At 72.0% G+C, this 25,258-nt stretch carries 24 protein-coding genes and 1 tRNA gene; 15 read left to right on the top strand and 10 right to left on the bottom strand.

Features of this window, described 5'->3' with window-relative positions; genetic code table 11:
* The first annotated feature begins 124 nt into the window (after positions 1-124).
* Positions 125-1,780, top strand: coding sequence for an FAD-binding dehydrogenase (locus ACWCQM_RS23405; RefSeq protein ID WP_450917096.1), 1,656 nt, complete (start codon positions 125-127; stop codon positions 1,778-1,780).
* A gap of 140 nt (positions 1,781-1,920) precedes the next feature.
* Here the strand turns inward: ACWCQM_RS23405 and ACWCQM_RS23400 are convergent, their stop codons facing one another.
* Positions 1,921-2,346, bottom strand: coding sequence for an ASCH domain-containing protein (locus tag ACWCQM_RS23400; protein ID WP_450917095.1), 426 nt, complete (start codon positions 2,344-2,346; stop codon positions 1,921-1,923).
* Between the two features lie 241 nt (positions 2,347-2,587).
* Here ACWCQM_RS23400 and ACWCQM_RS23395 point away from each other — a divergent pair, with 241 nt between their 5' ends.
* The 4 genes from ACWCQM_RS23395 to ACWCQM_RS23380 all read left to right on the top strand — a co-directional run bounded on the left by ACWCQM_RS23395 (position 2,588) and on the right by ACWCQM_RS23380 (position 6,573).
* Positions 2,588-3,550 carry a hypothetical protein gene (locus ACWCQM_RS23395; protein WP_450917094.1) on the top strand — a complete coding sequence of 321 codons (963 nt, stop codon included), beginning with the start codon at positions 2,588-2,590 and terminating at the stop codon, positions 3,548-3,550.
* A 35-nt stretch (positions 3,551-3,585) separates the two neighbouring features.
* Positions 3,586-5,157, top strand: a complete 1,572-nt coding sequence (locus ACWCQM_RS23390; RefSeq protein WP_450917093.1) for an APC family permease — start codon at positions 3,586-3,588, stop codon at positions 5,155-5,157.
* A gap of 143 nt (positions 5,158-5,300) precedes the next feature.
* Positions 5,301-5,966: a molybdopterin-dependent oxidoreductase gene (locus tag ACWCQM_RS23385; RefSeq protein ID WP_450917205.1), complete on the top strand. Its 666-nt coding sequence runs from the start codon at positions 5,301-5,303 to the stop codon at positions 5,964-5,966.
* Positions 5,967-5,979: 13 nt separating this feature from the next.
* Positions 5,980-6,573, top strand: coding sequence for a cytochrome b/b6 domain-containing protein (locus tag ACWCQM_RS23380; protein ID WP_450917092.1), 594 nt, complete (start codon positions 5,980-5,982; stop codon positions 6,571-6,573).
* 6 nt (positions 6,574-6,579) lie between these two features.
* On the opposite strand, the gene ACWCQM_RS23375 is transcribed toward ACWCQM_RS23380, so the two are convergent.
* Positions 6,580-7,977, bottom strand: a complete 1,398-nt coding sequence (locus ACWCQM_RS23375) for a GntP family permease (protein WP_450917091.1) — start codon at positions 7,975-7,977, stop codon at positions 6,580-6,582.
* A gap of 11 nt (positions 7,978-7,988) precedes the next feature.
* A complete protein-coding gene (locus ACWCQM_RS23370) occupies positions 7,989-8,498 on the bottom strand; it encodes a gluconokinase (protein WP_450917090.1) in 510 nt (169 codons plus the stop codon).
* 145 nt (positions 8,499-8,643) lie between these two features.
* Between ACWCQM_RS23370 and ACWCQM_RS23365 the strand changes: the two genes are divergently transcribed.
* The 3 genes from ACWCQM_RS23365 (at position 8,644) to ACWCQM_RS23355 (ending at position 11,135) form a co-directional block, all read left to right on the top strand.
* On the top strand, positions 8,644-9,345 hold the full coding sequence (locus tag ACWCQM_RS23365) for a FadR/GntR family transcriptional regulator (RefSeq protein WP_267076620.1): 702 nt from the start codon (positions 8,644-8,646) through the stop codon (positions 9,343-9,345).
* A gap of 75 nt (positions 9,346-9,420) precedes the next feature.
* Positions 9,421-10,506: an S-(hydroxymethyl)mycothiol dehydrogenase gene (locus tag ACWCQM_RS23360; RefSeq protein WP_450917089.1), complete on the top strand. Its 1,086-nt coding sequence runs from the start codon at positions 9,421-9,423 to the stop codon at positions 10,504-10,506.
* A complete protein-coding gene (locus ACWCQM_RS23355; protein ID WP_450917088.1) occupies positions 10,506-11,135 on the top strand; it encodes an MBL fold metallo-hydrolase in 630 nt (209 codons plus the stop codon). Before ACWCQM_RS23360 ends, ACWCQM_RS23355 begins: the two co-directional genes overlap by 1 nt.
* A gap of 41 nt (positions 11,136-11,176) precedes the next feature.
* Here ACWCQM_RS23355 and ACWCQM_RS23350 read toward each other — a convergent pair whose 3' ends face one another.
* Positions 11,177-12,115, bottom strand: a complete 939-nt coding sequence (locus ACWCQM_RS23350) for a pseudouridine synthase (protein ID WP_450917087.1) — start codon at positions 12,113-12,115, stop codon at positions 11,177-11,179.
* A 260-nt stretch (positions 12,116-12,375) separates the two neighbouring features.
* Between ACWCQM_RS23350 and ACWCQM_RS23345 the strand changes: the two genes are divergently transcribed.
* From ACWCQM_RS23345 to ACWCQM_RS23335, 3 genes are all read left to right on the top strand, one after another.
* Positions 12,376-13,521 carry a rhamnogalacturonan acetylesterase gene (locus ACWCQM_RS23345; protein ID WP_450917086.1) on the top strand — a complete coding sequence of 382 codons (1,146 nt, stop codon included), beginning with the start codon at positions 12,376-12,378 and terminating at the stop codon, positions 13,519-13,521.
* On the top strand, positions 13,518-14,480 hold the full coding sequence (locus tag ACWCQM_RS23340; protein ID WP_450917085.1) for a glycoside hydrolase family 43 protein: 963 nt from the start codon (positions 13,518-13,520) through the stop codon (positions 14,478-14,480). The genes ACWCQM_RS23345 and ACWCQM_RS23340 overlap by 4 nt, the downstream gene beginning before the upstream one ends.
* Before the next feature lie 343 nt (positions 14,481-14,823).
* Positions 14,824-15,786 (top strand): arsenic resistance protein, encoded by a 963-nt coding sequence (locus tag ACWCQM_RS23335; RefSeq protein WP_450917204.1) that lies wholly within the window; start codon positions 14,824-14,826, stop codon positions 15,784-15,786.
* A gap of 300 nt (positions 15,787-16,086) precedes the next feature.
* Here the strand turns inward: ACWCQM_RS23335 and ACWCQM_RS23330 are convergent, their stop codons facing one another.
* From ACWCQM_RS23330 to ACWCQM_RS23320, 3 genes are all read right to left on the bottom strand, one after another.
* Positions 16,087-16,857, bottom strand: a complete 771-nt coding sequence (locus ACWCQM_RS23330; RefSeq protein WP_450917084.1) for a hypothetical protein — start codon at positions 16,855-16,857, stop codon at positions 16,087-16,089.
* A 44-nt stretch (positions 16,858-16,901) separates the two neighbouring features.
* On the bottom strand, positions 16,902-17,525 hold the full coding sequence (locus tag ACWCQM_RS23325) for a hypothetical protein (protein WP_450917083.1): 624 nt from the start codon (positions 17,523-17,525) through the stop codon (positions 16,902-16,904).
* Positions 17,526-18,031: 506 nt separating this feature from the next.
* Positions 18,032-18,116: transfer RNA gene (locus tag ACWCQM_RS23320), tRNA-Leu, on the bottom strand.
* Positions 18,117-18,299: 183 nt separating this feature from the next.
* Between ACWCQM_RS23320 and ACWCQM_RS23315 the strand changes: the two genes are divergently transcribed.
* The 3 genes from ACWCQM_RS23315 (at position 18,300) to ACWCQM_RS23305 (ending at position 20,899) form a co-directional block, all read left to right on the top strand.
* Positions 18,300-19,634, top strand: coding sequence for a M20/M25/M40 family metallo-hydrolase (locus ACWCQM_RS23315; RefSeq protein ID WP_450917082.1), 1,335 nt, complete (start codon positions 18,300-18,302; stop codon positions 19,632-19,634).
* A gap of 147 nt (positions 19,635-19,781) precedes the next feature.
* Complete coding sequence (gene chpH, locus ACWCQM_RS23310; RefSeq protein WP_014157166.1) at positions 19,782-20,015, top strand: chaplin ChpH; 234 nt, start codon at positions 19,782-19,784, stop codon at positions 20,013-20,015.
* Between the two features lie 140 nt (positions 20,016-20,155).
* Entirely contained in the window at positions 20,156-20,899 is a 744-nt protein-coding gene (locus tag ACWCQM_RS23305; RefSeq protein WP_450917081.1) for a chaplin, read from the top strand.
* A 56-nt stretch (positions 20,900-20,955) separates the two neighbouring features.
* On the opposite strand, the gene ACWCQM_RS23300 is transcribed toward ACWCQM_RS23305, so the two are convergent.
* On the bottom strand, positions 20,956-21,144 hold the full coding sequence (locus tag ACWCQM_RS23300) for a DUF5703 family protein (protein WP_014157168.1): 189 nt from the start codon (positions 21,142-21,144) through the stop codon (positions 20,956-20,958).
* 47 nt (positions 21,145-21,191) lie between these two features.
* Here ACWCQM_RS23300 and ACWCQM_RS23295 point away from each other — a divergent pair, with 47 nt between their 5' ends.
* Positions 21,192-21,863: a hypothetical protein gene (locus ACWCQM_RS23295; protein ID WP_450917080.1), complete on the top strand. Its 672-nt coding sequence runs from the start codon at positions 21,192-21,194 to the stop codon at positions 21,861-21,863.
* A gap of 3 nt (positions 21,864-21,866) precedes the next feature.
* On the opposite strand, the gene ACWCQM_RS23290 is transcribed toward ACWCQM_RS23295, so the two are convergent.
* Positions 21,867-24,176: a helix-hairpin-helix domain-containing protein gene (locus ACWCQM_RS23290; RefSeq protein ID WP_450917079.1), complete on the bottom strand. Its 2,310-nt coding sequence runs from the start codon at positions 24,174-24,176 to the stop codon at positions 21,867-21,869.
* Entirely contained in the window at positions 24,173-25,156 is a 984-nt protein-coding gene (locus tag ACWCQM_RS23285) for an aldo/keto reductase (RefSeq protein WP_450917078.1), read from the bottom strand. The genes ACWCQM_RS23290 and ACWCQM_RS23285 overlap by 4 nt, the downstream gene beginning before the upstream one ends.
* Positions 25,157-25,258: the final 102 nt, after the last annotated feature.

The raw sequence follows: 25,258 nt of genomic DNA, 5'->3' as shown, positions 1-25,258 counted from the left end.
ATCGGTGAGGGCGCCACCGACCGGACGGTTGACGTGGGCGCGGCCCGTACCGAAGATCTGACCCACAAGTAACTTGATTGGCCGTGCCCGCCGCTGCCCCGCACCGCCCCGAAGGATGGAACCCATGGCGTACGACGCTGATGTGATCGTGATCGGGGCAGGGCTCGCGGGGCTCGTGGCCACCGCGGAGCTCGTCGACGCGGGCCGCACGGTGATCCTGCTCGACCAGGAGCCCGAGCAGTCCATCGGCGGCCAGGCGCACTGGTCGTTCGGCGGGCTCTTCCTCGTCGACTCGCCCGAGCAGCGCCGTTTCCGGATCAAGGACAGCCACGAGCTGGCCCTCCAGGACTGGTACGGCACGGCCGGCTTCGACCGCGAGGAGGACCACTGGCCGCGGAAGTGGGCGGAGGCGTACGTCGACTTCGCGGCCGGGGAGAAGCGGTCCTGGCTGCACGCCCAGGGACTGCGGTTCTTCCCCGTCGTCGGCTGGGCGGAACGGGGCGGCTACGACGCGAACGGCCACGGCAACTCCGTCCCCCGCTTCCACATCACCTGGGGCACGGGCCCCGGCGTCGTCGCCCCCTTCGAGCGGCGGGTCCGCGAAGGCGTGGCGAAGGGCCTCGTCCAGCTGCGCTTCCGCCACCGGGTCACCGGCCTCGGCCGCTCGGCCGGAGCCGTCGACACGGTCACCGGCGAGGTCCTCCAGGAGAGCGGCGCCGAGCGGGGCACCGCCAGCAGCCGCGAGGTGAAGGGTGCCTTCGAGCTCAGGGCCCAGGCGGTGATCGTCACCTCCGGCGGCATCGGCGGCAACCACGACCTCGTCCGCGCCCAGTGGCCCGAGCGGCTGGGCACCCCGCCCGAGAAGATGCTCTCCGGGGTCCCCGCGCATGTCGACGGGCTGATGCTCGGCGTCGCCGAGAAGGCGGGCGGCCACCACATCAACCGCGACCGGATGTGGCACTACACCGAGGGCATCGAGAACTGGAACCCGATCTGGGACAAGCACGGCATCCGCATCCTGCCCGGCCCGTCCTCCCTCTGGCTGGACGCCACCGGCAAGCGGCTGCCCGTCCCGCTCTTCCCCGGCTTCGACACGCTGGGCACGCTCGAACACATCATGAAGTCCGGCCACGGATACACCTGGTTCGTCCTCGACCAGAAGATCATCGGCAAGGAGTTCGCGCTCTCCGGCTCCGAGCAGAACCCCGACCTCACGGGGAAGTCCGTGCGCGACGTGATCGGCCGGGCGCGCGCCGACGTGCCCGGGCCCGTGAGGGCGTTCATGGACAAGGGCGTGGACTTCGTCGTCGAGAAGGACCTCGGCGCGCTCGTACGGGGCATGAACGCGCTCACCGGCGAGGACCTCATCGACGTGGACGGGCTGCGCCGCGAGATCACCGCCCGCGACCGCGAGATCGCCAACCCCTTCACCAAGGACCTCCAGATCACGGCGATCAACGGAGCCCGCTCCTACCTGGGCGACAAGCTCATCCGCACGGCGAAGCCGCACCGCATCCTCGACCCCGCGGCCGGCCCGCTGATCGCCGTACGGCTGAACATCCTGACCCGGAAGTCCCTCGGCGGGCTGGAGACGGACCTGTCCTCCCGCGTCCTGACCGAGGACGGCTCCCCGCTGGCCGGGGTGTACGCGGCGGGGGAGGCGGCGGGCTTCGGCGGCGGCGGGGTGCACGGCTACCGCTCGCTGGAGGGCACGTTCCTCGGCGGCTGCATCTTCTCGGGCCGCGCGGCGGGCCGGGCCGCGGCGAAGGCCGTCGGCTGAGGAAGGCCGCCGGACACCCCGGCGCCCGGCGCACCACCGGTGTGCCGGGCGCCGGGGGCGGGGACCAGGAGAAGTCGGTGATGACGACGCGCGCGGTGCTGCCGTCCTCCAGCGACTCGTGATTTGCCTCGATCCCGCCGTCAGGTGAGCCGCTCCACCACCCGGAAGCGCTCCGCCACGATCATCGTGTCGTCGTCCACGGTGAAGTGCGGGTCGTCCAGGGCCTCCCGCATCTCCTCGCTGTGCCAGAACTCCTCGTGCCCCGCCCGCCACTCGGCCACCGACGCGTAGCCCTCGCCCTCGTCGAGCGCGTGCTGAAGCCCCACCGACCCCAGGGGCAGCACCCGCACCTCCGTCAGTTCGACCACGGCGACCTCCCGGCCGTCGGAGTCGATGAGTGCGGACCGTTCGCCCACCGGCGGTAGCTCCTCCCGCTCGGCCTCGTACTCCACGAGCAGCCCGGACGTGGAGACCTTCTCGCCGGAGAGGACGGCCGCCACCAGGCGGTCGCGCAGGGGCCCGGGAAAGGCGAGAAGGAAGGGCTTGAGCGGTTCGCGGTTCTCCATGGCGGCAGTGTGGCACGCGTCACGCTGTCCCCACCCGTCACACCCCAGGCGGTGTGACGAACTGCGCGAACGGCTCAGGTCGCCCCTTGTGAACGTCAACTACATGTTAAACACAAGCAGTTGGGCCAAAGCCGCCCTTGACTCGAAGCGATGCCTGCCGCTTTGCTGTGCGCGATCGTTTGCTCGCACACAGCATCGAAATGTGCGGGTGTCATGTCGAAGCCGAGAAGGAAGCCTGCGGATGTCTCCGCCTCCGCCACCCCTGGGCCGCCCCCGTCGCAGGGGCGGACGCCCGGACCACACCTTCGACCCGGCCCTCGACGACGGCGAACTCATCGACGTACGGGGACAGTTCACCCAGGGGCGGTGGACCAGGGCCCGCTCCCTGCTCGTCGCGACCGGCGCGGACTGGGACCGGCGGGGCCACCGCGTCCTCACCCTCGCCGCCGTGCCGTCCGCCGCGGGGTGGGCCGGTGACTGGCTGCTCGCCGAACCGGGCAGTCCCGACGCCGCCACCCTCCTCGCCCTGGCCGCCGTCGCCCGGGCCCAGCGCCCCAAGGCCCGCCCCGGGGACGAGGACCGGGCGCGCGAGGCATGCCTGGCCGCCGCCGCTCTGGCCCCCGCCGACCCCACCCCGTGGCTCGGGCTGATGAGCCTGGAGCGTACGCACGGGACCCAGGAGCAGGCCGCCCGGTACTTCGAGGAGATCCGCGCCCGCCACCCCGAACACCACCAGGCCCACCACCTGATGACGGCCGGGCTCGCCGAGTCCCGCCCCGAGAGCGACCCGCTCCACGAGGTGTACGACTTCGCGGCGTGGGCGGCCGAACAGGCCCCGGCCGACTCGCCCCTGGCCGTGCTCCCCGTGGTGGCGCACGCCGAGCGCTACCGCGTCCTCGCCGCCGCCGGAGCGGTGTCCGGCGACCCGGCCTCCTCCGGCCACTGGACCGGCCGCCGGGCCAGACAGGTCATGAAGGCCGCCTTCGACTGGTGGCTCGAATGGGAACGCGAGGACCACCCCCGCCACCGCGCCGACCTCAACTTCCTCGCCCACGCCAAGATCTGCGAGGGCCGCCCCGCCGAGGCCGCCGCGCTCTTCCACCGCATCGGCCCCCACGCGACCGAGGCCCCGTGGTCCTACTCCGGCCGCGACGCCCACCAAGAATTCCTCGCCGCGCGCACCTACGCGCTCGGCGCCCCCTGACGCACGTTGCTCTCAACGAAGGGACCACCCCCGCCATGTCGACGGGCACATCGGAAACGAGCGAGACCGGCACCACCAGGACCGCCGGCGGCACCGGCGGGATCAACACGTACAAGGGGGAGGAGCGAGCCCTGCGCGCCGACCGGCTCGGCACCCCCGGTCTGCTCCTCTCCGTCCTGGCCGCCAGCGCGCCGCTGATGGTCGTCGCCGGGGTGATGCCGACCGTGTTCGGCGTGATGGGCATTGTGGGACAGCCCCTGCTCTACGTCATCCTCGGCATCGTCCTGATGCTGTTCGGCGTCGGCTACGCGGAGATGAGCCGGCACGTCCACAACGCCGGTGCCTTCTACGCGTACATCGCCCGGGGCCTCGGCCCGACGGCCGGCGCGGGGGCCTCGCTCGTCGCCCTGGTCGCGTACAGCGCCATGCAGGTCGGCATCTACGGCATCCTCGGCTTCGAGGTCTCCGGGCTCTTCGCCACCTATCTGGACATCGAACTCCAGTGGTGGATACCCGCCCTCGCCTCCGTGGCCGTCGTCGGCGTACTCGGCTGGCTGAAGATCGACCTCAACGCCAAGGTCCTCGGTGTGCTGCTCGTCGTCGAGTGCGCCCTCGTCGTGATCTTCGACATCGCCGCCGTGAGCGATCCCGGCCCCGAGGGCCTGTCCCTGCACGCGTTCAACCCCGAGACCCTCACCGGAGCGGGGCTCGGCACCGCCCTCTGCTTCTGCATCGCGGCGTTCGTCGGCTTCGAACAGGCCCCGGTGTACGCCGAGGAGACCAGCCGCCCGCAGATCGTCGTCTCCCGCGTGATGTTCCTGGCCGTCGGATACGCCGCCCTCTTCCTCGCCGTCAGCTCCTGGGCGCTGACCGTCGCGGCCGGACCCTCCTCCGTCGCCGACACCTCCCTCAAGGAGGGGCCGGGGATGCTCTTCGGCCTCACCGCGGAGCGGCTCGGCACCACCTTCACCGACGTCCTGCACGTCCTCTTCGTCACCGGGATGTTCGCCGCGCTGCTCAGCTTCCACAACGTGGTCGCCCGTTACGCCTTCGCCATGGGCCGCGAGGGCCTGCTGCCCTCCGGCTTCGGCCGCACCAACAAGGCCAGCGGCGCCCCCGCCACCGGCTCCATGCTCCAGTCCGCGGTGTCCGTCGTGATCGTGCTGGCCTTCGCCCTCACCGACGACAACCCGGCCGGCGACCCCACCGCACCCGTCCTGCACCTGTTCACCTGGATGGGCAACGTCGGAGCGCTCGGCGTCATCGTGCTGATGGCCGCGGCCTCCTTCGCCGTCATCGCGTTCTTCGTACGGCGCGGAGCCGGCCGCGCCCAGGCCCCCAGGCTCGTCGCCTCCGGGCTCGCCGGCCTCGCCCTGCTGGCCATCGCCGTCTTCACCGTCCGGGACTTCGACGTCCTGGTCGGCTCCGGCCCCGGCTCGGCGCTGAACTGGCTGCTGCCCGGCGTCATCCTGCTGGCCCTCGCCGGCGGCCTGGCCTACGGCGCGGTGCTGCGCCGCACCAAGCCGGAGGTCCATGCGCGGATCGGCCTCGGCAACGAGGCGTTCCAGCTGGAGAAGGCCGCAGAGACCGCTCACGACCCGCGCTGATCTCCCGGCGGGACGACGTACACCCGCGGCCCCCTGGCGAAGGACGGCCGCGGGTGTACGACGGGCGGGTGTTCAATGGGCGGGTGGACACTTCCCCTCCCGACGAGGGCGGCACGCCCGTCGGCCGCCGGCTCGTCCTCGGCATGCTCGGTCTCGGGGCCGTGGGCGTGGCGGCAGCTCCCGTGCTCCAGCGCGGCCTGGAGAGCGGTCTCGGCGCCGTCGCCGACAAGGACCCGACCGGTCTGACCGGGCTCCTGCCCAACGGAGGGGGCTTCCGCTACTACTCCGTGACCACCTCGGTGCCGGAGAAGGGGGCCACGGACTACCGCCTGACCGTGGACGGTCTGGTGGACCGCCCGGCGACGTACACGCTGGACGCCCTCCGAGCCCTCCCGCAGACCCGCGTCGTGCGTGACGTCCAGTGCGTGACGGGCTGGCGGGTGCCCGAGACGCCCTTCGAGGGCGTCAGGCTCTCCGCGCTGCTCGACGCGGCCGGTGTGCGGCCCGGCGCGAAGGCGGTCAGGTTCACCTGCTTCGACGGGGCGTACAGCGAGAGCCTCACCCTCGAACAGGCCCGTCGCGACGACGTCATGGCCGCCCTGCGGATGCGGGACGAGCCGCTGGCCCACGCCCACGGCGGCCCGGTCCGGCTGTACGTCGCCCCCATGTACTTCTACAAGTCCGCCAAATGGCTCTCCGGGATCACCGTCACCGACTCCGTGCGCCCCGGCTACTGGGAGGAGCTCGGCTATGACGTCGACGCCTGGGTCGGCCGGTCCAACGGCCGGGACGACGCCCCCACCGTCTGAACCCGCCCCGAGGATGCGGCGCTTCAGCACCGCCGAGCGCTGGGTGCACCGCACCACGGCCTGGCTGGTGCTGCTCTGCGTCGCCTCGGCCGCCTGTCTGTACGTCCCCCAGCTCGCCGAACTCGTCGGCCGCCGCCACCTCGTGGTGACCGTCCACGAATGGTCCGGGCTGCTCATTCCCGTACCGCTGCTGGCGGGGCTGGTCTCCAGGGCCCTGCGGGCCGACCTCTCCCGGCTCAACAGGTTCGGGCCGCACGACCGGCAGTGGCTGGTGTCCGTCCTGCGCCGCGACCGCACGCCGGGCGCGCGGCCGGCCGGGAAGTTCAACGCGGGCCAGAAGTTGTACGCCGCGTGGATCGCGGGCGCCGTGCTCGTGATGACCGGCACCGGACTGCTGATGTGGTTCACCGGCCTCGCCCCGCTGGTGTGGCGGACCGGCGCGACCTTCGTCCACGACTGGCTGGCGCTCGCGATCGGCGTCGTCGTCGCCGGGCACATGGCGAAGGCGCTCGCCGACCCGGAGGCACGCCGTGGCATGCGGACCGGGTCGGTCGAGCGCCCTTGGGCCCGTTCCGAGCACCCGCTGTGGCGGGAGCCGGGGGAGTAGCGCCGGCTACAGCACCAGCGACAGCAGCAGGATGAAGACCAGCGCGACGACGGAGATGATCGTCTCCATCACCGACCAGGTCTTGACCGTCTGCGGCACGTCCATGCCGAAGTACTCCTTCACCAGCCAGAACCCGGCGTCGTTCACATGGCTGAAGAAGAGCGAACCGGCGCCGACCGCGAGGACCAGCAGCGCGACGTGCGAGGCCGACAGGTCGGCGGCCAGCGGGGCGACCAGGCCGGCCGCCGAGATGGTGGCCACGGTCGCCGAGCCCGTCGCCAGACGGATCGCGACGGCGATCAGCCAGCCGAGCAGCAGCGCGGGGATCGACCAGTTCTCGGAGAAGTCCAGGATCATCTGGCCGACACCGGCGTCGATCAGGGTCTGCTTGAACCCGCCGCCGGCACCCACGATGAGCAGGATTCCGGCGATCGGGGCGAGCGACTTCTCGACGGTGCTGGAGAGACGGCCCTTGGTGAACCCGGCGGCCCGGCCCAGGGTGAACATGCCCACGATCACGGCCGCGAGCAGTGCGATCAGGGGCGAGCCTATGACGTCGGTGACCCGCTGGACGTGGTTCTCGGGGTCGTCCACCACGATGTCGACCAGTGCCTTGACCAGCATCAGCACGACGGGCAGCAGGATCGTCGCCAGCGTGGCGCCGAAGCTGGGGCGGCGGTCCAGGTCCTCGGAGGGACGCTGCGGGATCATCTTCTCCGGCGCCTCGATGTCCACCCAGCGGGCGGCGTAGCGCGAGAAGACCGGGCCCGCGATGATCACGGTCGGGATGGCCACCAGCACACCGAGGGCCAGCGTGACACCCAGGTTGGCGCCGAGAGCGTCGATGGCGACCAGCGGGCCGGGGTGCGGCGGGATCAGCCCGTGCATCACCGAGAGGCCGGCGAGCGCGGGGATGCCGATCCGCATCAGGGAGTAGTTGCCGCGCTTGGCGACCAGCAGCACCACCGGAATCATCAGCACGATTCCGACCTCGAAGAAGAGCGGAAGCCCGATGATCGAGGCGATCAAAACCATCGCCCACGGCATGGCACGCCCGCTCGCCTTCGCGAGGATCGTGTCGACGATCTGGTCCGCGCCGCCGGAGTCGGCCAGCAGCTTGCCCAGGATCGCGCCGAGGGCGATGAGGACACCGACACCCGCGACGGTCGAGCCGAGGCCCGCGGTGAAGCTGGTGATCGTCTTCGCGGGGTTGGCCCCGGCGAACGATCCGAGCGCGAGCGAGCCGATGGTCAACGCGAGGAACGCGTGCATCTTGAGCTTGGTGATGAGCAGGACGATGACGGCGATGCCCGCCAGGACGGCGATGCCCAGCTGTGCGTTGCCGGCCGAAGTGATGGGTTCGACGGCATCCGCTGCCAGCATCTCGACGCTGAGACTGGTCACGGTGGTGATCCTTAGTTCGCGAGCCGGCGCAGCGCGGCGACGGCCCGGTCGGTGATTTCCTCGGGGGTGCCGGACACGTCCACGGACACGCCCGCCTCGTCCTCCTGCAGCGGCTGCAGGGTGGCGAACTGCGAGTCGAGCAGCGCGGTCGGCATGAAGTGGCCCTTGCGGTCCGCCATGCGGCGTTCGATCAGGGACCGGTCGCCGGTCAGATGCAGGAAGACGGCACCGGGGGCCTCGGCCCGCAGCCGGTCGCGGTAGACGCGCTTGAGCGCGGAGCTGCTGACGACACCGCCGAGCCCCGCCCGGCCGTGCGCCCACTGCCCGATCGAGTCGAGCCACGGCCAGCGGTCGTCGTCGTCCAGGGGCGTACCGGCGGACATCTTGGCGATGTTGGCCGGCGGGTGGAAGTCGTCGCCCTCGGCATAGGGGACGCCGAGTGCTTCGGCGAGCAGGGGGCCGATCGTGGTCTTGCCGGTCCCTGCTACGCCCATCACCACGACGACGTGGGGGGTGCTCATTGGTGCCTCGCTGTCTTCATCGACATCGGTCCGTCGACATCGGTCCGTCGCGCTACTGAAACCCATTACATACGACTTATTCAAGAGGCTGTGACATAAACGTCGTACTTTTTGTTCCTCAAGGCTGCCCCGTAGGCTTGTGGCCATGACCACACCTGCCCAGGGGCTCCATACGCATGTGCTGGACACCCTGGGTCTGGAGATCGCCGCGGGTGATTCGCCGCCCGGCCTGGTCCTGCGCACCGACGAGCTCGCCCAGCGCTTCGACGTGTCCCGCACCGTCGTCCGCGAAGTGGTCCGCGTCCTGGAATCCATGCACCTCGTCGAGTCCCGGCGCCGGGTGGGGGTGACCGTGCTGCCCACCGAGGAGTGGAACGTCTACGACCCCCAGGTCATCCGCTGGCGGCTGGCGGGCGCCGACCGGCCCCGGCAGCTGCGGTCGCTCACCGTGCTGCGGTCCGCCGTCGAGCCCGTGGCCGCGGGCCTCGCGGCCCGTCACGCCACCGCCGAGCAGTGCGCCGCGCTCACGGAGTGCGCCCTCGGCATGGTCGCCACCTCGCGCGGCCAGCAGCTGGAGGGCTATCTCCGCCACGACATCGCCTTCCACCGCATCGTGCTCAACGCCTCGGGCAACGAGATGTTCGCGCGGCTCGGCGACGTCGTCGCCGAGGTCCTCGCCGGGCGCACCCACCACCAGGTGATGTTCGAGGACCCCGACCCCGCCGCCGTCACGCTCCACGTCCGGCTCGCCGAAGCGGTGCGCGAGGGGGACGCCGAGGGTGCCGAGCGGCTCACCAAGGAGATCGCGGTCGGCGCGCTGCACGAACTGGACGTCCTGGCCCCGTGAGCGGGTCCCCGTCCGGGTACGGTGGGCGGGTTCGATCTTTGCAGACCACGGGGCAGTCGGGATGGGAGCCAGGGCATGGCGCAGCAGGTACAAGGGGTCATCGCACCGGGGAAGAACGAGCCCGTGCGCGTCGAGACGATCCTCGTGCCGGACCCCGGCCCCGGCGAGGCCGTGGTCAAGATCCAGGCGTGCGGCGTCTGCCACACCGACCTGCACTACAAGCAGGGCGGGATCAACGACGACTTCCCCTTCCTGCTCGGCCATGAGGCCGCGGGCGTCGTGGAGTCCGTCGGCGACGGCGTCACCGACGTCGCGCCCGGCGACTTCGTCGTCCTCAACTGGCGCGCGGTGTGCGGCCAGTGCCGCGCCTGTCTGCGCGGACGCCCGCAGTACTGCTTCGACACCCACAACGCCAAGCAGAAGATGACCCTTCTGGACGGCACGGAGCTCTCCCCGGCGCTCGGCATCGGCGCGTTCGCGGAGAAGACCCTCGTCGCCGCCGGACAGTGCACCAAGGTCGACCCCGAGGTCTCCCCTGCCGTCGCCGGACTGCTCGGCTGCGGTGTCATGGCGGGCATCGGCGCCGCCATCAACACCGGCCAGGTCGGCCGGGGCGACTCCGTCGCCGTCATCGGCTGCGGCGGCGTCGGCGACGCGGCGATCGCTGGCGCCAGGCTCGCGGGAGCGGCGAAGATCATCGCGGTCGACATCGACGACCGCAAGCTGGAGACGGCGAAGAAGATGGGCGCCACCCACACCGTCAACTCCCGCTCCGGCGACCCCGTCGAGGCGATCCGCGCGCTGACCGACGGCAACGGCGCGGACGTCGTCATCGAGGCGGTCGGCCGCCCGGAGACGTACAAGCAGGCGTTCTACGCCCGCGACCTCGCCGGCACCGTCGTCCTCGTCGGGGTCCCCACCCCGGAGATGCAGATCGAACTCCCGCTGCTCGACGTGTTCGGCCGCGGCGGCTCGCTCAAGTCCTCCTGGTACGGCGACTGTCTGCCCTCGCGCGACTTCCCGATGCTGATCGACCTGCACCAGCAGGGCCGCCTCGACCTGGGCGCGTTCGTCACCGAGACCATCGCGCTCGGCGAGATCGAGCAGGCCTTCGACCGGATGCACGACGGCGACGTCCTGCGCTCTGTGGTGGTCTTCTGATGGCCGCCCGCATCGACCACCTGGTCACCTCCGGCACCTTCGCCCTCGACGGCGGCGAGTGGGACGTCGACAACAACGTCTGGATCGTCGGCGACGACACCGAGGCCGTCGTCATCGACGCCGCCCACGACGCCGCCGCGATCGAGGCCGCGCTCGGCGGCCGTACGCTGCGCGCGATCATCTGCACCCACGCGCACAACGACCACATCGACGCGGCCCCGGCCCTCGCCGACGCGACGGGCGCGCCGATCCTGCTGCACCCGGACGACCTGCCGCTCTGGAAGCAGACGCACCCCAACCGGGCCCCCGACGGCGAACTGGCCGACGGCCAGGAGCTGGAGGTCGCCGGGACCCGGCTCACGGTCCTGCACACCCCGGGACACGCCCCCGGCGCCGTCTGCCTCCACGGCCCCGAGCTGGGCACCGTGTTCACCGGCGACACCCTCTTCCAGGGCGGCCCCGGCGCCACCGGACGGTCCTTCTCGCACTTCCCGACGATCATCGACTCGATCAGGGACCGGCTGCTCGCCCTGCCGCCGGAGACGGCCGTCCGGACCGGCCACGGGGACTCCACCACCATCGGCGCGGAGGCGCCGCAGCTGGAGGACTGGATCGCCCGCGGCCACTGACCGCGGACCGTCCCACCGGTCCGGCCACGCGGCCAGCCGCGTCACCGGTCCGGCCACGCGGCCAGCCGCAGCCCGCTCCCGAAGCGGCGCGGCTCACCCGTGACCGGATCGGTGAACTCCAGCACCTTCGCCAGCAGTTGGAGCGGCCGGCCGTAGTCCACGGCAGTCGGCTCGGGCTCCACCACCGGATAGACCGGATCGTTCACCAGCGGCAGCCCCAGCGCGTTCATATGGACCCGCAGCTGATGGGTGCGCCCGGTCGCGGGCAGCAGCCTGTACCGCCCGAGCCCGCCCCGGTGCTCCAGCAGCTCGATCCGGCTCTCGCTGTTCACCGCCCCGGGTTCCTCACGCGCGGCGATCACCCCGCGCTCCTTCACGATCCTGCTGCGCACGGTGCGGGGGAGCGCGAGAGCGGGATCGTACGGCGCCACCGCCTCGTACTCCTTGCGTACCAGCCGGTCCCTGAACAGTGTCTGGTACGCGCCCCGGTCCTGGGGCCGCACGACACAGAGCACCAGGCCCGCCGTCAGCCGGTCCAGCCGGTGCGCGGGCTGGAGCTCCGGCAGCCCCAGTTCGTCGCGCAGCCGCGCGACCAGCGTCTGGGTGATGTGCCGGCCGCGCGGGGTGGTGGCCAGGAAGTGCGGCTTGTCCGCGATCACCAGGTGTTCGTCGCGGTGGACGACACCGACGGGGGAGGGCACCGGCTCCTCGGGCGCGAAGTCCCGGTGGAAGAAGAGGTGGCGCCCGGCGGTGTACGGCTCGTCGGCCCGCACCGCGGTCCCGTCGGCACCGACGAAACGGCCCTCGGCCAGCATGGTGTCCACCCGCCCGGCGCCGACCGCCCCCGCGAACCGGTCCAGCAGATGGTCCCGGACGGTGGGCCAGGCACCGCCGGGATCGGCGGGGAGACGGACCCGCACCGGGTCCACGCCCGCGCGCTGGGGGAGCGGGGCGGCGGGCGGTCTGGCCCGTCCTCTCATTGCATGGTCCTTGTCGCCGGAGGGGCCCGGCACGGACGGGCGCAGCCCCTCCATCATCCCACCGGCGCCTGCGTCCCCCGTCAGCCGTGCCCGTCCGGCCGCGTGCTGGGCTCCCGGCCCGTGGGCGGGGCGCCCGGCGCACGGGCGCGTCCGCGAAACCGGGCCGACGCGCAGGGGGCCGGCGGAGCGTGCCGAGGGTGCGGGGCGAAACCGTCCACACCGTAGAAAGCGCTTGCCGATCCCGCTAGGGTTCCGGTGCGTTGAATCCATTCAACGACCGGCTCGCCGAGCCGTTCGTTCGATCAGCCGATCCGTTCTTCGACGAGGAGCCCGTCATGCGCCGAACCGGAACAGCCCTGCTGGCCGCCTGCACCGCCGTTGCCGCCGTCGCCGTCCTGACCACCACCGCCGCCGCACCCGCCCTCGCGCGGGAAGCCGTCCCCGGCGCGGGGAACGGCCTCGCCGGCTGCGCGGGCGCCGCACCCGTCGTCTGCCACTTCGACGTCGCCCCCGGCACCTATCGCGTCCGGCTCGTGCTGGGCGGCGGCTCCGTCGCGGGCTCCACCGCCGTGACCGCCGAGACCCGCAGAGCCATGCTCGCCGAGACGCCCACCGCGCCGGGCGAGACGCTCCGCCGCAGCTTCACCGTGGACGTCCGCGACCCGGAGGGCGAGCCCACCGGGGCCACCGGCAGCCCCGGTCTCGACCTCGTCGTCGGGGGTACCACCCCGCAGCTCGCCGGGCTGCATGTCGAGCGCGTCCGTACGCCCCAGATCCTCCTGGCGGGCGACTCCACCGTCTGTGACCAGGCCGGCGAACCCTACACCGGCTGGGGCCAGCAGCTCCCGCAGTACCTCACCGACCGTGTGACGGTCGCCAACTACGCCGCCTCCGGGGAGGGTTCGCAGTCCTTCCGCGACAAGCCCGTCCTCTTCCCCGCGCTGCGCTCCCGCATCCACCGCGGCGACCTGGTCCTCGTCCAGCTCGCCCACAACGACAAGCAGACCGACCGCGAGACCTACCGGGCCAACCTCACCGCGATGATCGAGGACGTACGCGCCGAGGGCGGGCGGCCCGTGCTCGTCACGCCGATCGTCCGCCGCTGGTTCAACACCGACGGCACGCTCGACAACGGCACCGCCCTGCTCGTCAACGGCCTGGGAGTGGATCTGCCCGCCGAGATGCGCGCCCTCGCCGTCGAACAGGACACCCCGCTCGTCGACCTCACCGCCCTGACGAAGGCCCGGGTCGAGGAGCTCGGCCCCGAGGGGTCGAAGGCGCTCTACCTCTACGACGAGAAGCGCGACAACACCCACACCTCGGTACGCGGTGCCGGTGAGTACGCCGCCCTCGTCCTCGCCGGACTCCGCGACCAGGGGCTGCTCGCGCCCCGCGCGGTCCGATGAGTCCCCGACCCGCGCCCGGGGACCGGCCGTCCTTCCGCGACCCGCTGGCCGAGCGGCGCGCCGACCCGCACATCACCCGGCACACGGACGGCCGTTACTACTTCACGGCGAGCGTCCCCTCGTACGACCGGATCGTCCTGCGGTCCTCCCGGACCCTGAACGGACTGGCCACGGCCGGGGAATCGGTCATCTGGACCAGGCACGCCATCGGTGACATGGGAGCCCACATCTGGGCCCCGGAGCTCCACCACGCCGACGGCGCCTGGTACGTCCACTTCGCCGCCGCGCCCGCCGACGACGTGTGGAGGATACGGATCTGGGTGCTGGAGAACACCCACCCGGACCCGCTCAGGGGCACCTGGACCGAGAAGGGGCGGATCGCCACGGCGTGGGACACCTTCTCGCTGGACGCCCACACCTTCACGCACCGGGGCGAGCGCTACCTCGCCTGGGCCCAGCAGGAGCCCGGGCAGGACGCCAACACCGGGATCTTCCTCTCCCGGATGGCCGACCCCTGGACCCTGGAGGGACCTCAGATCCGCCTCAGCGCGCCCGAATACGCCTGGGAACGCGTCGGCTTCGCGGTCAACGAGGGCCCCGCGGTCGTCCGGCGCAACGGCCGGGTCTTCATGACGTACTCCGCGAGCGCCACCGACGCGAACTACTGCATGGGCCTTCTCACCGCGGACGAGGGGAGCGACCTGATGGACCCGGCGTCCTGGACCAAGTCCCCGGAACCGGTCTTCGCGAGCAGCGCGGCGACCGGGCAGTACGGCCCGGGCCACAACTCCTTCACCGTCGGCGACGACGGCCGCACGGACGTGCTGGTCTACCACGCCAGGCCGTACGAGGAGATCACGGGCGACCCGCTGGACGACCCCAACCGCCATACGCACGTCCAGCCGTTCGGCTGGCGCGCGGACGGCACCCCGGACTTCGGGACCCCCGGGAACCCTTGAGGCCGGTACCGGCGCGCTCCGGCACCGGCTCCCGGCCCCGGAGCCCGCCGGGGCCGGCCACCGGGGTGACTGGGGTTCGAGGCCCCGGCGGGTGTCGGGCACGGGCGGAGGCCCGGGCCGACCGTCGAGTCGGGGCGACGGTCTACGGTCGGGGGATGAGCGGAGCTCCCGGCCCGCCGGACGCGGCGGCGTCCCGGCGGCGCTCCGCGATTCCACGGCACAGCGGGTCCGCTCGCCCGGCCCGTAGCCGTCCACCACCTCCGGCCCGCACCCCCGCGGCCCGGTCGCCCGTCCCGCGCGAGGAGCACGTACGTTGCCGCAGTCATCCGGCCCGGTCGAAGCCATGGAGCGCCATCAGGTCGCCGTCTACGTCGGTGCCCTGGCGGTCGGTGGCCTGGGCGGGCAGGTGGCTCCCGGCGCCGGTCCGGGCCTGGAGCACGCCATCAGCCCGGTGCTCGCCGTGCTGCTCTACGTCACGTTCCTGCAGGTGCCCGCGGCCGACCTGCTCCGCTCGCTGCGCGCGGGCCGGTTCCTGACCGCGGCCCTGGTGGTCAACTTCGTGGCGGTGCCGCTTCTGGTGGCGGCCATGTTCCCCTTCCTCCCCGCCGACCAGGCCGTCCGCCTGGGCGTGCTGCTGGTCCTGCTGGCCCCGTGCGTCGACTACGTCATCGTCTTCAGCGGGCTGGCCGGCGGCAGCAGCCGGCGGCTCCTGGCCGCGACCCCGCTGCTCCTGCTGGCCCAGATGATCCTGCTGCCGCTCTATCTGTTCCTGTTCATGGGCTCCGGCCTGGCCGACGTCGTGGAACCCGGCCCGTTCCTCGAAGCGTTTCTGCTCCTGATCGTCATCCCGCTCGCCCTGGCCTGGCTCACCCAGGCGTGGGCCGCCCGCCGCACCGCCGGGCGCAAGGCGGCTGACGCGATGGGCACCACGATGGTCCCGCTGATGGCCGCCACCCTTCTGACCGTGGTGGCCTCCCAGATCCCCAAGCTCGGCGACAGCCTGGCCGACGTGGGCCGGGTCGTCCCGTTCTACGTCCTGTTCCTGCTCGTGATGGCCTTCGCGGGGCGTGCCGTCGCCCGTCTCTTCCGCCTCGACGCCCCCGACGGGCGGGCCGTCGTGTTCACCGGCGCGACCCGCAACTCCCTCGTCGTCCTCCCCCTCGCCCTGGCCCTGCCCGACTCCCTGGCCGTCGCCGCGGTCGTCGTGGTCACCCAGACCCTCGTCGAGGTGATCGGCATGGTCGTGTACGTCCAGGCGGTCCCGCGGCTGCTTCCGGCCCACGGCGCGGGGGCGGGCCAGGGGTAGGGGCGCTCCGGACGCACCCCCGAGCCCGGAGCGCCCGTGCGGCACCCGCACCTCTGGCCGGGACTCACCGTCCCGGTCGTCGCCCTCACGTTCGGCACGCCGGTTGGCAGCACCCACCCGCCCCGACGACCGCCCCGTGGCCCCGAGGAAATCGGCCCCGCGCATCGACGGGGCGCAATGAACGCGTATGTTCCCGGCGCACTCCGTGACGTTCCCGCGCATCGAGGAATGGGCACGGGAGAAGGCGGAAACCCCCAGGCGCGAGCCCGCGCCCGGGGGTTTGTTTTACCTGTGGTTCGACTACGGTGCTTCGACGCTTTTGGCGACGTCCTTCAGCGATTCCACGGAAGTCGTGAGCGGACCCGACTTCGCCGCCCTCTGCGCGGCGGAGGAATTCGTCAGCGAGGTGATCTGGGAGGAGCGCGCCGTCACCGTCGTACCGCCCGCGTCCGAATCCAGAATTCCCTGATCGCCTCCGGTCGGGGTCCAGATGTCCTCGGCGATGCTCTGGATTCCCGGGTGTTCGGCGGGAGTGAGGCTGTCGCCGTAAATGACGACATAACTGCCGGTCTTCAGGGGCGAGGCCCCTTCCAGGTCGATCTTGCTGGTGTCGACGTTTCCGATGATGATCTCGCCCAGGGATACGGGGTCCTCCCCGAAGGCCGTGATGCCGCCCTGATAGATCTCGGTCACGATGTCGGCCTTGTAGAAGACCATCGGAAGGCAGTCCGCGTACTCCGCTTCGCCGCCCGCGATTCCGGACGGCGCCGGACTGACGCTCGGCGCGGGGGAGGCGTCCTCGGGGTCCGAGTCCTCCTCCGGCGCCGGAGAGGGCTCTCCGCCGTCCCCCACGGAGTCGCCCCCGTCGTCGCACTCCCGGCCGACCTCCTGGCCGATCTTCACGTGGTACGCGGCCTGCGAGGCGGTGGTGAGGTCCTCGACGCTGGAGTAGACCTCGTAGTCCGCGTCCCCCTGCATCAGTCCCTCCTCGCTGCTGCCGCCGGCGGAGCAGGAGGTCACGCACAGTGCCACGGTGGCCGCCAGCGCGGCCAGAGCCATCTTCTTCTTCATCTGCCCACCCATGCTCGGGAATCGCTCACGTTCTCTGTCGGACATCACGGGGTGTACTTCGCTCGGGCGCCCCGGATGTCGTCGGACCACGGGCCGTCTCCGCTACAGCCGAACTTTCCGGACCCCTGCCGCATGAGGGACGGTCCGGAGGAGCAGGTGAGCGAGGTGTGGCCGAGCCCGTAGGTGTGACCGATCTCGTGCTCCGCGACCATCTTCTTCTGGCGGGCGGTCAGGTTCTTCATGGTCCGGGAATTGAACGCCACGTACACCTCGTTGTACGACCAGTTTCCGAAGATGCAGCCCTGCCAGGATGTACGCGCCCAGGCGTCCCAGGTGTAGGAACCGTCCCGGACTTCCAGCATCGGGTCGCCGTTGCTCTGCTGTTTGCTGAAGTAACCCGGAGAATTCGGAGAGGTCGCGTCCCACCGGCCCTGTGCGTTTCCGAATGCCGTCTGGTAGGTGGACGTGATGCTGTAATAGCGGTACGAAATAGCTCCGCCTTCGCCGATCCCGTAGAACTTGCCGCAGTTGTGCGAGTACGCCTGCGCGGGTGTCGCGGTGGACAGGGTGCCCGCCGCGACGATGGCGACGGCTGCCAGCGGAGCGAGCAGTCTGCGCGCGACTGTTCCCTTTCCGTCTCTCGCCTTTTTGAAACGTATAGATCCCATGGTCCCCCCCCGGGGTTGATGATCGAAACAGGGGGAGCGTAATGGGGCAGGGGCATATGCGCAAGATCGAAAAATGACGATGAAAGTGGATCACTGAATTCCGCTTGGAATTGGAAATGTGCAGGATGAAACTCCGCAGATGGTGTGCATCTCCGTCAAGTCGGCGGAAAATTCTGCCCGGAAACGCGCGTGTGCGGGCGATGTCCTGCCATTCGTCCCCGGCCCGTCGGCGGGACGCGGGTCACCGGGCAGGGGCCGGTCGCCGCGCGGACCGGGCTGCTGCTCGGCCCGGTGCGCCCGGCCGCGTGCGCGATCGTCCACAGCGCCGCCGGCCTCCTGGCCGGCACGGTCCCGACGGCCCGGCCGCCCGGATCGTCACCGGGGCCGGCGGCGTCGCGATGATCGCCCATCGGTGCTCCCCCTGCCGGCGGGCCGGTGGAACGCCTGGCCGGCCGAGGGTCCCCGGAAACGCGAAAACCCCCAGGTGACCTGGGGGTTTTCCGCTGTGTCCGAGGGGGGACTTGAACCCCCACGCCCGATAAAGGGCACTAGCACCTCAAGCTAGCGCGTCTGCCATTCCGCCACCCGGACCGGGTGTGTGTCTTGCGGGCGGTGCCCGTTCCGACGTGGAAAACCATAGCAAACATTCGGGGGTGCTCGATCACGCCCCCGGGCATGTGAAAGGCGCATGACGGTGGCCGGGCGGCCTTGGGTGTGCGGGGCGGGCGCGGGAGGATGAGGGGGAGAACCACCGCGACAGTGGAAGGAAGCAGCGTGAGCGAGAGCAACACGGCCCCGGCCGGCATCGGCAAGTCCGCCGAGAGTGAGGTCGTGGACCTCTGTCGTGACCTGATCCGTATCGACACCAGCAACTACGGCGACCACTCCGGCCCGGGGGAGCGTGCCGCAGCCGAGTACATCGCCGAGAAGCTCGCCGAGGTCGGTCTGGAACCGAAGATCTTCGAGTCCCACAAGGGCCGCGCCTCGACCGTGGCCAGGATCGAGGGCGAGGACCCCTCCAGGCCCGCGCTGCTGATCCACGGGCACACCGACGTCGTGCCCGCCAACGCGGCGGACTGGACCCACGACCCCTTCTCCGGGGAGATCGTGGACGGCTGCGTCTGGGGCCGCGGCGCGGTCGACATGAAGGACATGGACGCGATGACCCTCGCGGTCGTACGCGACCGGATGCGCACCGGCCGCAAGCCCCCGCGCGACATCGTCCTGGCCTTCCTCGCCGACGAGGAGGCGGGCGGCACGTACGGGGCGCGCCACCTCGTCGACAACCACAGGGACCTCTTCGACGGCGTGACCGAGGCGATCGGCGAGGTCGGCGGCTTCTCCTTCACCGTCAACGAGAACCTGCGCCTCTACCTGGTGGAGACCGCGGAGAAGGGCATGCACTGGATGCGGCTCACCGTGGACGGCACCGCCGGGCACGGCTCGATGACCAACACCGACAACGCGATCACCGAGCTCTGCGAGGCCGTCGGGCGGCTGGGGCGCCACAAGTGGCCGGTCAGGGTGACCAAGACCGTACGGTCCTTCCTCGACGAGCTCTCCGACGCGCTCGGCACCGAGCTCGACCCCGAGGACATGGAGGCGACGCTCGCCAAGCTCGGCGGGATCGCCAAGATGATCGGCGCGACCCTGCGCAACTCCGCGGCGCCCACCATGCTCGGCGCCGGCTACAAGGTCAACGTGATCCCCGGGCAGGCCACCGCCCACGTCGACGGCCGCTTCCTGCCCGGCTTCGAGGACGAGTTCCTGGCCGACCTCGACCGCATCCTCGGCCCGAAGGTGAAGCGCGAGGACGTCCACGGCGACAAGGCCCTGGAGACCAGCTTCGACGGTTCCCTCGTCGACGCCATGCAGCTCGCGCTGAAGGCCGAGGACCCGATCGCGCGTGCGGTGCCCTACATGCTCTCCGGCGGCACCGACGCGAAGTCCTTCGACGACCTCGGCATCCGCTGCTTCGGCTTCGCCCCGCTGAAGCTCCCGCCGGAGCTGGACTTCGCCGGCATGTTCCACGGAGTGGACGAGCGGGTTCCGGTGGAGGGCCTGACCTTCGGCGCACGGGTGCTCGACCGGTTCATCGATCACTCCTGACGCCGCCGCGCCACCGGATTCGCCCGCCTGTACGTGCCTCACCGGAAAGGGTGAAAGAGATCGTCCGCTCGTAGCCCCCTCACCCCCTCCTCGTTACACGTGATGCGGTCCGCGGCTGGGACCGCACTTGTCAACACAGGAGGAATAATGATCAAGAAGGTCGTCGCAATCGCGGCTGCTACCGGTGGTCTCGTGCTCGCGGGTGCGGGTATGGCTTCCGCCGACGCCGGTGCCCAGGGTGCCGCCATCGGCAGCCCCGGCGTGCTCTCGGGCAACGTCGTCCAGGTTCCGGTCCACGTTCCGGTGAACGTGTGCGGCAACACCATTTCCGTGATCGGGCTGCTGAACCCCGCCTTCGGCAACACCTGCGTCAACGCGTGACGATGCGCGTCAACCCGTGAGGGTTTGAGTCCGGTCGGCCCCGGAGTGCGCGCCATGCACTCCGGGGCCGCTGGGCATTCGGCCCCGCGCACGGCTGTGCCCGGGGCATTTCGGTAGGCCAGAAGGCAGGAAAGCAACCTATGCGACAGGTCACACGTAAAGGCCTGATCACCATGGCAGCGGCGGGCGGAGTGCTCGCGCTCGGTGGTGGCTACGCACACGCCGACGCGGGAGCGTCCTCAGGCGCGTCGAACTCACCGGGAGTGCTCTCGGGGAACTCGATCCAGATCCCGGTCGATGTCCCCGTCAACGTCTGCGGCAACTCCGTGGACGTCGGCGGTCTGCTCAATCCCGCGAGCGGGAACGAGTGCGGAAACGGCTCCTCGGGCTCCGGCCACACGTCCACCTCGGACGGCGGCTCCGCGGGGCACCACTCCGGCAGCCAGGCGACCGGCCACCAGGGCGGACGCGACGGCGGTGAGGGAACCGGCAGGCACCGGGCCCCCAGCACGTCGGCACAGGCGGAGACGACCGGTTCGCCCGGCATCCTCTCCGGCAACCAGGTGCAGGCGCCGGTGGAGATCCCGGTCAACGTCTGCGGCAACAGCGTCTCCGTCGTCGGACTGCTCAACCCGGTCTTCGGCAACGACTGCGAGAACGACAACGAGGCGGCCCCACCCCCCGTCGTCCCGCAGACGCCGCACACCCCGGAGACCCCGGTCACACCGGCATCCCCCCATGCTCCCGAGACCCAGCTCGTGGCGGGAGAGCAACTCGCGCAGACCGGTGCAGGCGGGCTAGGCCTGCTGATCCCGGCGAGCGCGGGCATGCTGCTCGCCGGCGCGGGCACGGTCCTGTACCGACGGTCGCGCAGCGCCGCGTAACGGCATCGCGACCGGGTGCGACGAGCGGGTTCCGCGCACGCGGAACCCGCTTCGTGCTACCAGGTGGCCCGGAGCTGGCGGATGATGCGGCGGCGCAGCCGCACCCGGCGGCTGCCGTCGAGGCGCAGCGTCAGCCGGTCCAACTCCCAGTGTCCGTACTCGGCATGGTCGGTCAGCAGTCGGGCCGCCTCCTTGCGGGACACCCCGCGCGGCACGTACACGTCGATAAATTCGTATTCCGGCATCGCATCTATTGTGCGGGCAGACCCCCGGTACGGATAGCGTCTGTCCCATGTCTGATGCTGCGCAGCCCACCGCTGCCGAGGTACGCGCCGCCGCCGATGCAGTCAAAACCGCGCTCGACCGCCACCTCGAGGCCGTCGAACGCCGTACAGGGGACGACGATCCCGCCGTCTACGACGCGTTCAACGCACTGGCCGCCGCGGCCGAGGTCTACGACGAACTGCTCTACGACCGTTACGACGAGGTCACCCCCTTCGAGATCCCGGGCGCCGAGGACTCCCTCCCGCCCTACGCGGGCCCGGAGGAGCCGCACGCCCTCACCGTGCTGCTCAGGCGCGACTACGCGGTCGCCGAGCCGGAGCGGCTGATCGCCCAGGCACAACGCCTCGCCGACCTCGACCCGGACGCCCAGGACGGCACCCAGGTCCCGGTCGCGGGCGCCGGGGTGCACGCCGCGATCGGGGTGCTGTTCGGCGAGTACGAGGCGGACGAAATCGCTTCCCGGCACAAGGAGTTCGGCCTGGAGGAGGGCGATTCCACCCTCTGGGTCTCCGCCCTGGAGGACCTTCCCGAGCCCGGGGAGTGGCTCGGGGCGCCCTTCGACGACGCCGACCCCGCACTGGTGGTCTGCCGCTTCGACGTCAGCGCCGTCTTCGACGAGGAGGACGATCTGGACGGCGACCAGCAGGAACGGCCCGGCATCCTCCCGGGCCGTCCCTGACCGCTACGAGGCGTCCGGCGTCGGCAGCGCCTCCAGCAGGGGGCGCAGCCGGGTCGTGCGCTCCTGGGCCGGGACCTCGGCCACCGCGTGCGGCAGGGCCTGGTCCACGCCGTGCACCACGGACAGGTGCCGTTCCCCACGGCTGAACGCGGTGTACACCCAGGGCCTGCTGAGCCCCTGAGCCGCGTCGCCCGGCAGGACGACGACGGCGGCGGGCCAGCGCATCCCGGCGGCCTGATGGGCGCTGAGCGCCCAGCTGTGGCGTACGGCGGACTCCACGCGGCCCGGCGGTACGACGACGGGGGTGCCACCGCAGTCCAGGTGGAGGCCCTCGGCGTCGGCCGAGACCACCGAGCCGGGCACCACCCTGCCCGGCTCGGGTACGTGGACCACGCGGTCCCCGGGGTCGAAGCCGCCGAACCGGCCGGGCCCCGGATTGAGCCGCTGCTTGAGCGCGGTGTTCAGCGCCCTCGTGCCCGCCGAGCCGCCGTGGCCGACGGTGATCACCTGGGTGTCGGCCGAGGGCACGCCGATGGCGCGCGGCACCGAGTCGGCCACCAGCTGGACCGTGCGGTGGACCGCCTCCCCCGCGTCGCGCACGGGCACGATCACCACTTCCCTGCCCGGCGCCTCGACCTGGGCCAGCTCGCCGATGCCGATGCCCGAGACCAGTTCGCCGATCGGTCCGGGATCGGGCGTGCGCGAGACCACGTGAGGGCAGGCCTTCGCCGCGATCACGTCCGCGAACACCCGCCCCGCACCGGCGGATCCGAGCACCCCGGGATCACCGCTCAGCACCAGCCGGGTCCCGTCCGCGAGGGACTCCACCAGCATCGCGGCCGTCTCCACGTCGAGCTGCGGGGCGTCCAGCACGACCAGCAGGTCGAGCGCGAACGCGCCGTCCGCGTCCCGGCCGTGCCCGCTCTCGCCGGAGAGCAGGCCGGACAGGGTGGCGGCGGACCGGGGATCGCCGACGGCGTCCGCCAGCCGGCGCAGCCCGTCGGCGCTGTGCGTGGTGCCGAGGGCCCGCAGACCGAGTCCGTGCGCCGCGGCGATCAGGGCGGCGGGCTCGGCCCGGGCGCTCTCACCGCCGCTGTGGACGACGAGTCCCGCGCTGGCAGCCGTCCGGATCAGCTCGGCCGCCGAGGGCGAGGGGGCGGCGGCGGCCGCGTCGGTCCAGTCGGCGCCCTTCTCGCAGGAGTTGACCAGCCGGGCCAGGCCGTCGGCGAGGCTCTCCTCGGCCAGGGCGTAACGGTCGAGGCCGAGCAGCACCTGCACCGGCTCCTCGTCGCCCCCTGCCCCGTCCTCGGCGTCCTCGGGGTGCTCGGCGGTCTCCTCCGCGGCTTCCGGCTCCCCGGTGGCGTCGACGCCCTCCTGGAAGACCAGCACGACCCCTTCCGCGACGGCGTTCTCGACGGCCGCCCCGGGATCGGTCACCGCGAACCCGGCCAGGCCCTCGCGCACCGCGTCCGCGTCCAGCGCGGTGTGACCGCGCAGCGCGGCCCGCTCCAGCAGCCAGGCCACGAGAGCCGCCGTGCGCCGCTCGTCGTCGGGGCCGCACTCCGCACCCAGCAGCGCCCGCGCGAAGCCGTCCGCCTGTTCCGGCCGTACACCCGGCACGGACAGCAGCTGCCAGGGGTCCTGTCGCAGGAGGTCCGCGGCCTGCTCGCCCAGCGTCTCGGCGGCCGGGCCCGCCAGGGCCCCGGGAGCCCCACCCCCGGCGAGCACCGAGGCGACCGATGCCGCCGCCTCGGGAGAGGCCACCCGCGCGGCGGGCCGCTCCGGGGCGTGGGGCGGACGCGCGGGCGCGGGCGTGGGAGCCGCGCGGCGGGGCGCGGGCGCGGACGCGGGAGAGTCGAAGAAGGCGGCGCCGGACTTCTCCCCGCTCTCCACGGCCCGTACGGCCGCGAGCAGATCGGCGGCCGGGCCGCTCAGCTTCGTGCCGGCCTCGATGGGCCCGTCCTTCTCGGCCTTGCGCTGCTCGATGCGCCGGCGCAGCTCGCGCTGTGCGGCCAGCTCGGCCTCGGCCTCCGACAGCCCGGCCGCCCCGGGAGCCTGCTCCGCGTCCTGCGTGCCCGCTGTGCTCCCGTCGGTCTCCTCGGCCCCCGCGGCCCCCTCCGGCTCTTCCGACTCCTCCGGCGCCGCCGCGCCCGCCTCGTCGGCGGCCTCGGACGCGCCGGCCGGGTCCGGGTCCGGCGCACCGGCCGCGTCCGCCGCGCCGGGCGTGCCGGCGGCCCCGGTGCCCGCGTCCTCGCGGTCCTCGTCGTTCTCGGCCGCGGGGTCCGGGGTCTCTCCCCGGGGATGCGCAGTCACAGCGTGCTCCAGTCCTGGTCGGGATAGCGGTGCACGGGCGCCGACACATCGTCGAGCGCCTGGCAGATCTCGTCAGGAAGACTAAGCGCCTCCACCGACAACGCCTCGGTCAGCTGCTGCGCGTTGCGCGCGCCGACCACCGGAGCCACCACCCCCGGCCGGTCCCGCACCCAGGCGAGCGCCACCTGGAGGGGCGTCGTGGCGAGGCCGTCGGCGGCCGTGGCCACCGCGTCCACGATCCTGCCCGCGGGCTCGTCGAGATACGGCTCGACGAACGGGGCCAGCTGCTCCGACGCGCCGCGCGAGCCGGACGGTGTACCCGTGCGGTACTTGCCGGTCAGCACCCCGCGGCCGAGCGGGGACGACGGCAGCAGGCCCACGCCGAGGTCCAGCGCCGCGGGCAGCACCTCCCGCTCGACGCCCCGCTGCAACAGCGAGTACTCCATCTGCGTGCACGCGAGCCTCGTGCGCTGCCCGGGCGCGGCGAGCTGCCAGGTCGCGGCCTTGGCCAGCTGCCAGCCGCTGAAGCCGGACACCCCGGCATAGCGGACGCGCCCCGACGACACCGCCAGGTCCAGTGCCTGAAGGGTCTCCTCCAGAGGGGTCACCGGGTCGAAGGCGTGGATCTGCCACAGATCGACGTAATCCGTCCCGAGCCGCCGCAGCGACGCGTCGAGCGCCGCGAGCAGATGCCCGCGCGATCCGTCGGAGCGGCGGTACGGATCGGGCACGCTGCCCGCCTTGGTCGCGATGACCAGATCCTGACGCGGCACCAGATTGTCCAGAAGCCGCCCCAGGAGGTACTCGGCCTCCCCGCCGCCGTAGACGTCGGCGGTGTCGACGAGAGTGCCGCCCACGTCCCAGAAGGCCTTCAGCTGGTCGGCGGCGTCGTGTTCGTCGGTGTCCCGGCCCCAGGTGAGGGTGCCCAGCCCGATCCGGGACACGCGAAGGCCGGTACGGCCGAGATGCCTCTGCTCCATGGGCGCTGAGATTACTGGCCAGGGCCCCACAGGGTGGAAGCCTGTGGACAACGGGCCGCACCCGGGCGAGCCTGCCGGATTCCGGCCACCCGCGCTAGAGTC

The organism is Streptomyces sp. NPDC002125, assembly GCF_053593715.1.
This window is presented reverse-complemented; position numbering and strand designations above follow the sequence as displayed.

Excerpts from the sequence above, each read along its gene's own strand:
- ACWCQM_RS23390 (WP_450917093.1), top strand. The coding sequence starts at position 3,586 with ATGTCGACGGGCACATCGGAAACGAGCGAGACCGGCACCACCAGGACC.
- ACWCQM_RS23405 (WP_450917096.1), top strand. The coding sequence starts at position 125 with ATGGCGTACGACGCTGATGTGATCGTGATCGGGGCAGGGCTCGCGGGG.
- ACWCQM_RS23330 (WP_450917084.1), bottom strand. The coding sequence starts at position 16,857 with ATGAAGAAGAAGATGGCTCTGGCCGCGCTGGCGGCCACCGTGGCACTG.
- ACWCQM_RS23400 (WP_450917095.1), bottom strand. The coding sequence starts at position 2,346 with ATGGAGAACCGCGAACCGCTCAAGCCCTTCCTTCTCGCCTTTCCCGGG.
- ACWCQM_RS23325 (WP_450917083.1), bottom strand. The coding sequence starts at position 17,525 with ATGGGATCTATACGTTTCAAAAAGGCGAGAGACGGAAAGGGAACAGTC.
- ACWCQM_RS23335 (WP_450917204.1), top strand. The coding sequence starts at position 14,824 with ATGGAGCGCCATCAGGTCGCCGTCTACGTCGGTGCCCTGGCGGTCGGT.
- ACWCQM_RS23395 (WP_450917094.1), top strand. The coding sequence starts at position 2,588 with ATGTCTCCGCCTCCGCCACCCCTGGGCCGCCCCCGTCGCAGGGGCGGA.
- ACWCQM_RS23350 (WP_450917087.1), bottom strand. The coding sequence starts at position 12,115 with ATGAGAGGACGGGCCAGACCGCCCGCCGCCCCGCTCCCCCAGCGCGCG.
- ACWCQM_RS23295 (WP_450917080.1), top strand. The coding sequence starts at position 21,192 with ATGTCTGATGCTGCGCAGCCCACCGCTGCCGAGGTACGCGCCGCCGCC.
- ACWCQM_RS23360 (WP_450917089.1), top strand. The coding sequence starts at position 9,421 with ATGGCGCAGCAGGTACAAGGGGTCATCGCACCGGGGAAGAACGAGCCC.
- ACWCQM_RS23305 (WP_450917081.1), top strand. The coding sequence starts at position 20,156 with ATGCGACAGGTCACACGTAAAGGCCTGATCACCATGGCAGCGGCGGGC.
- ACWCQM_RS23370 (WP_450917090.1), bottom strand. The coding sequence starts at position 8,498 with ATGAGCACCCCCCACGTCGTCGTGGTGATGGGCGTAGCAGGGACCGGC.
- chpH (WP_014157166.1), top strand. The coding sequence starts at position 19,782 with ATGATCAAGAAGGTCGTCGCAATCGCGGCTGCTACCGGTGGTCTCGTG.
- ACWCQM_RS23285 (WP_450917078.1), bottom strand. The coding sequence starts at position 25,156 with ATGGAGCAGAGGCATCTCGGCCGTACCGGCCTTCGCGTGTCCCGGATC.
- ACWCQM_RS23340 (WP_450917085.1), top strand. The coding sequence starts at position 13,518 with ATGAGTCCCCGACCCGCGCCCGGGGACCGGCCGTCCTTCCGCGACCCG.
- ACWCQM_RS23355 (WP_450917088.1), top strand. The coding sequence starts at position 10,506 with ATGGCCGCCCGCATCGACCACCTGGTCACCTCCGGCACCTTCGCCCTC.
- ACWCQM_RS23365 (WP_267076620.1), top strand. The coding sequence starts at position 8,644 with ATGACCACACCTGCCCAGGGGCTCCATACGCATGTGCTGGACACCCTG.
- ACWCQM_RS23385 (WP_450917205.1), top strand. The coding sequence starts at position 5,301 with ATGCTCGGTCTCGGGGCCGTGGGCGTGGCGGCAGCTCCCGTGCTCCAG.
- ACWCQM_RS23380 (WP_450917092.1), top strand. The coding sequence starts at position 5,980 with ATGCGGCGCTTCAGCACCGCCGAGCGCTGGGTGCACCGCACCACGGCC.
- ACWCQM_RS23300 (WP_014157168.1), bottom strand. The coding sequence starts at position 21,144 with ATGCCGGAATACGAATTTATCGACGTGTACGTGCCGCGCGGGGTGTCC.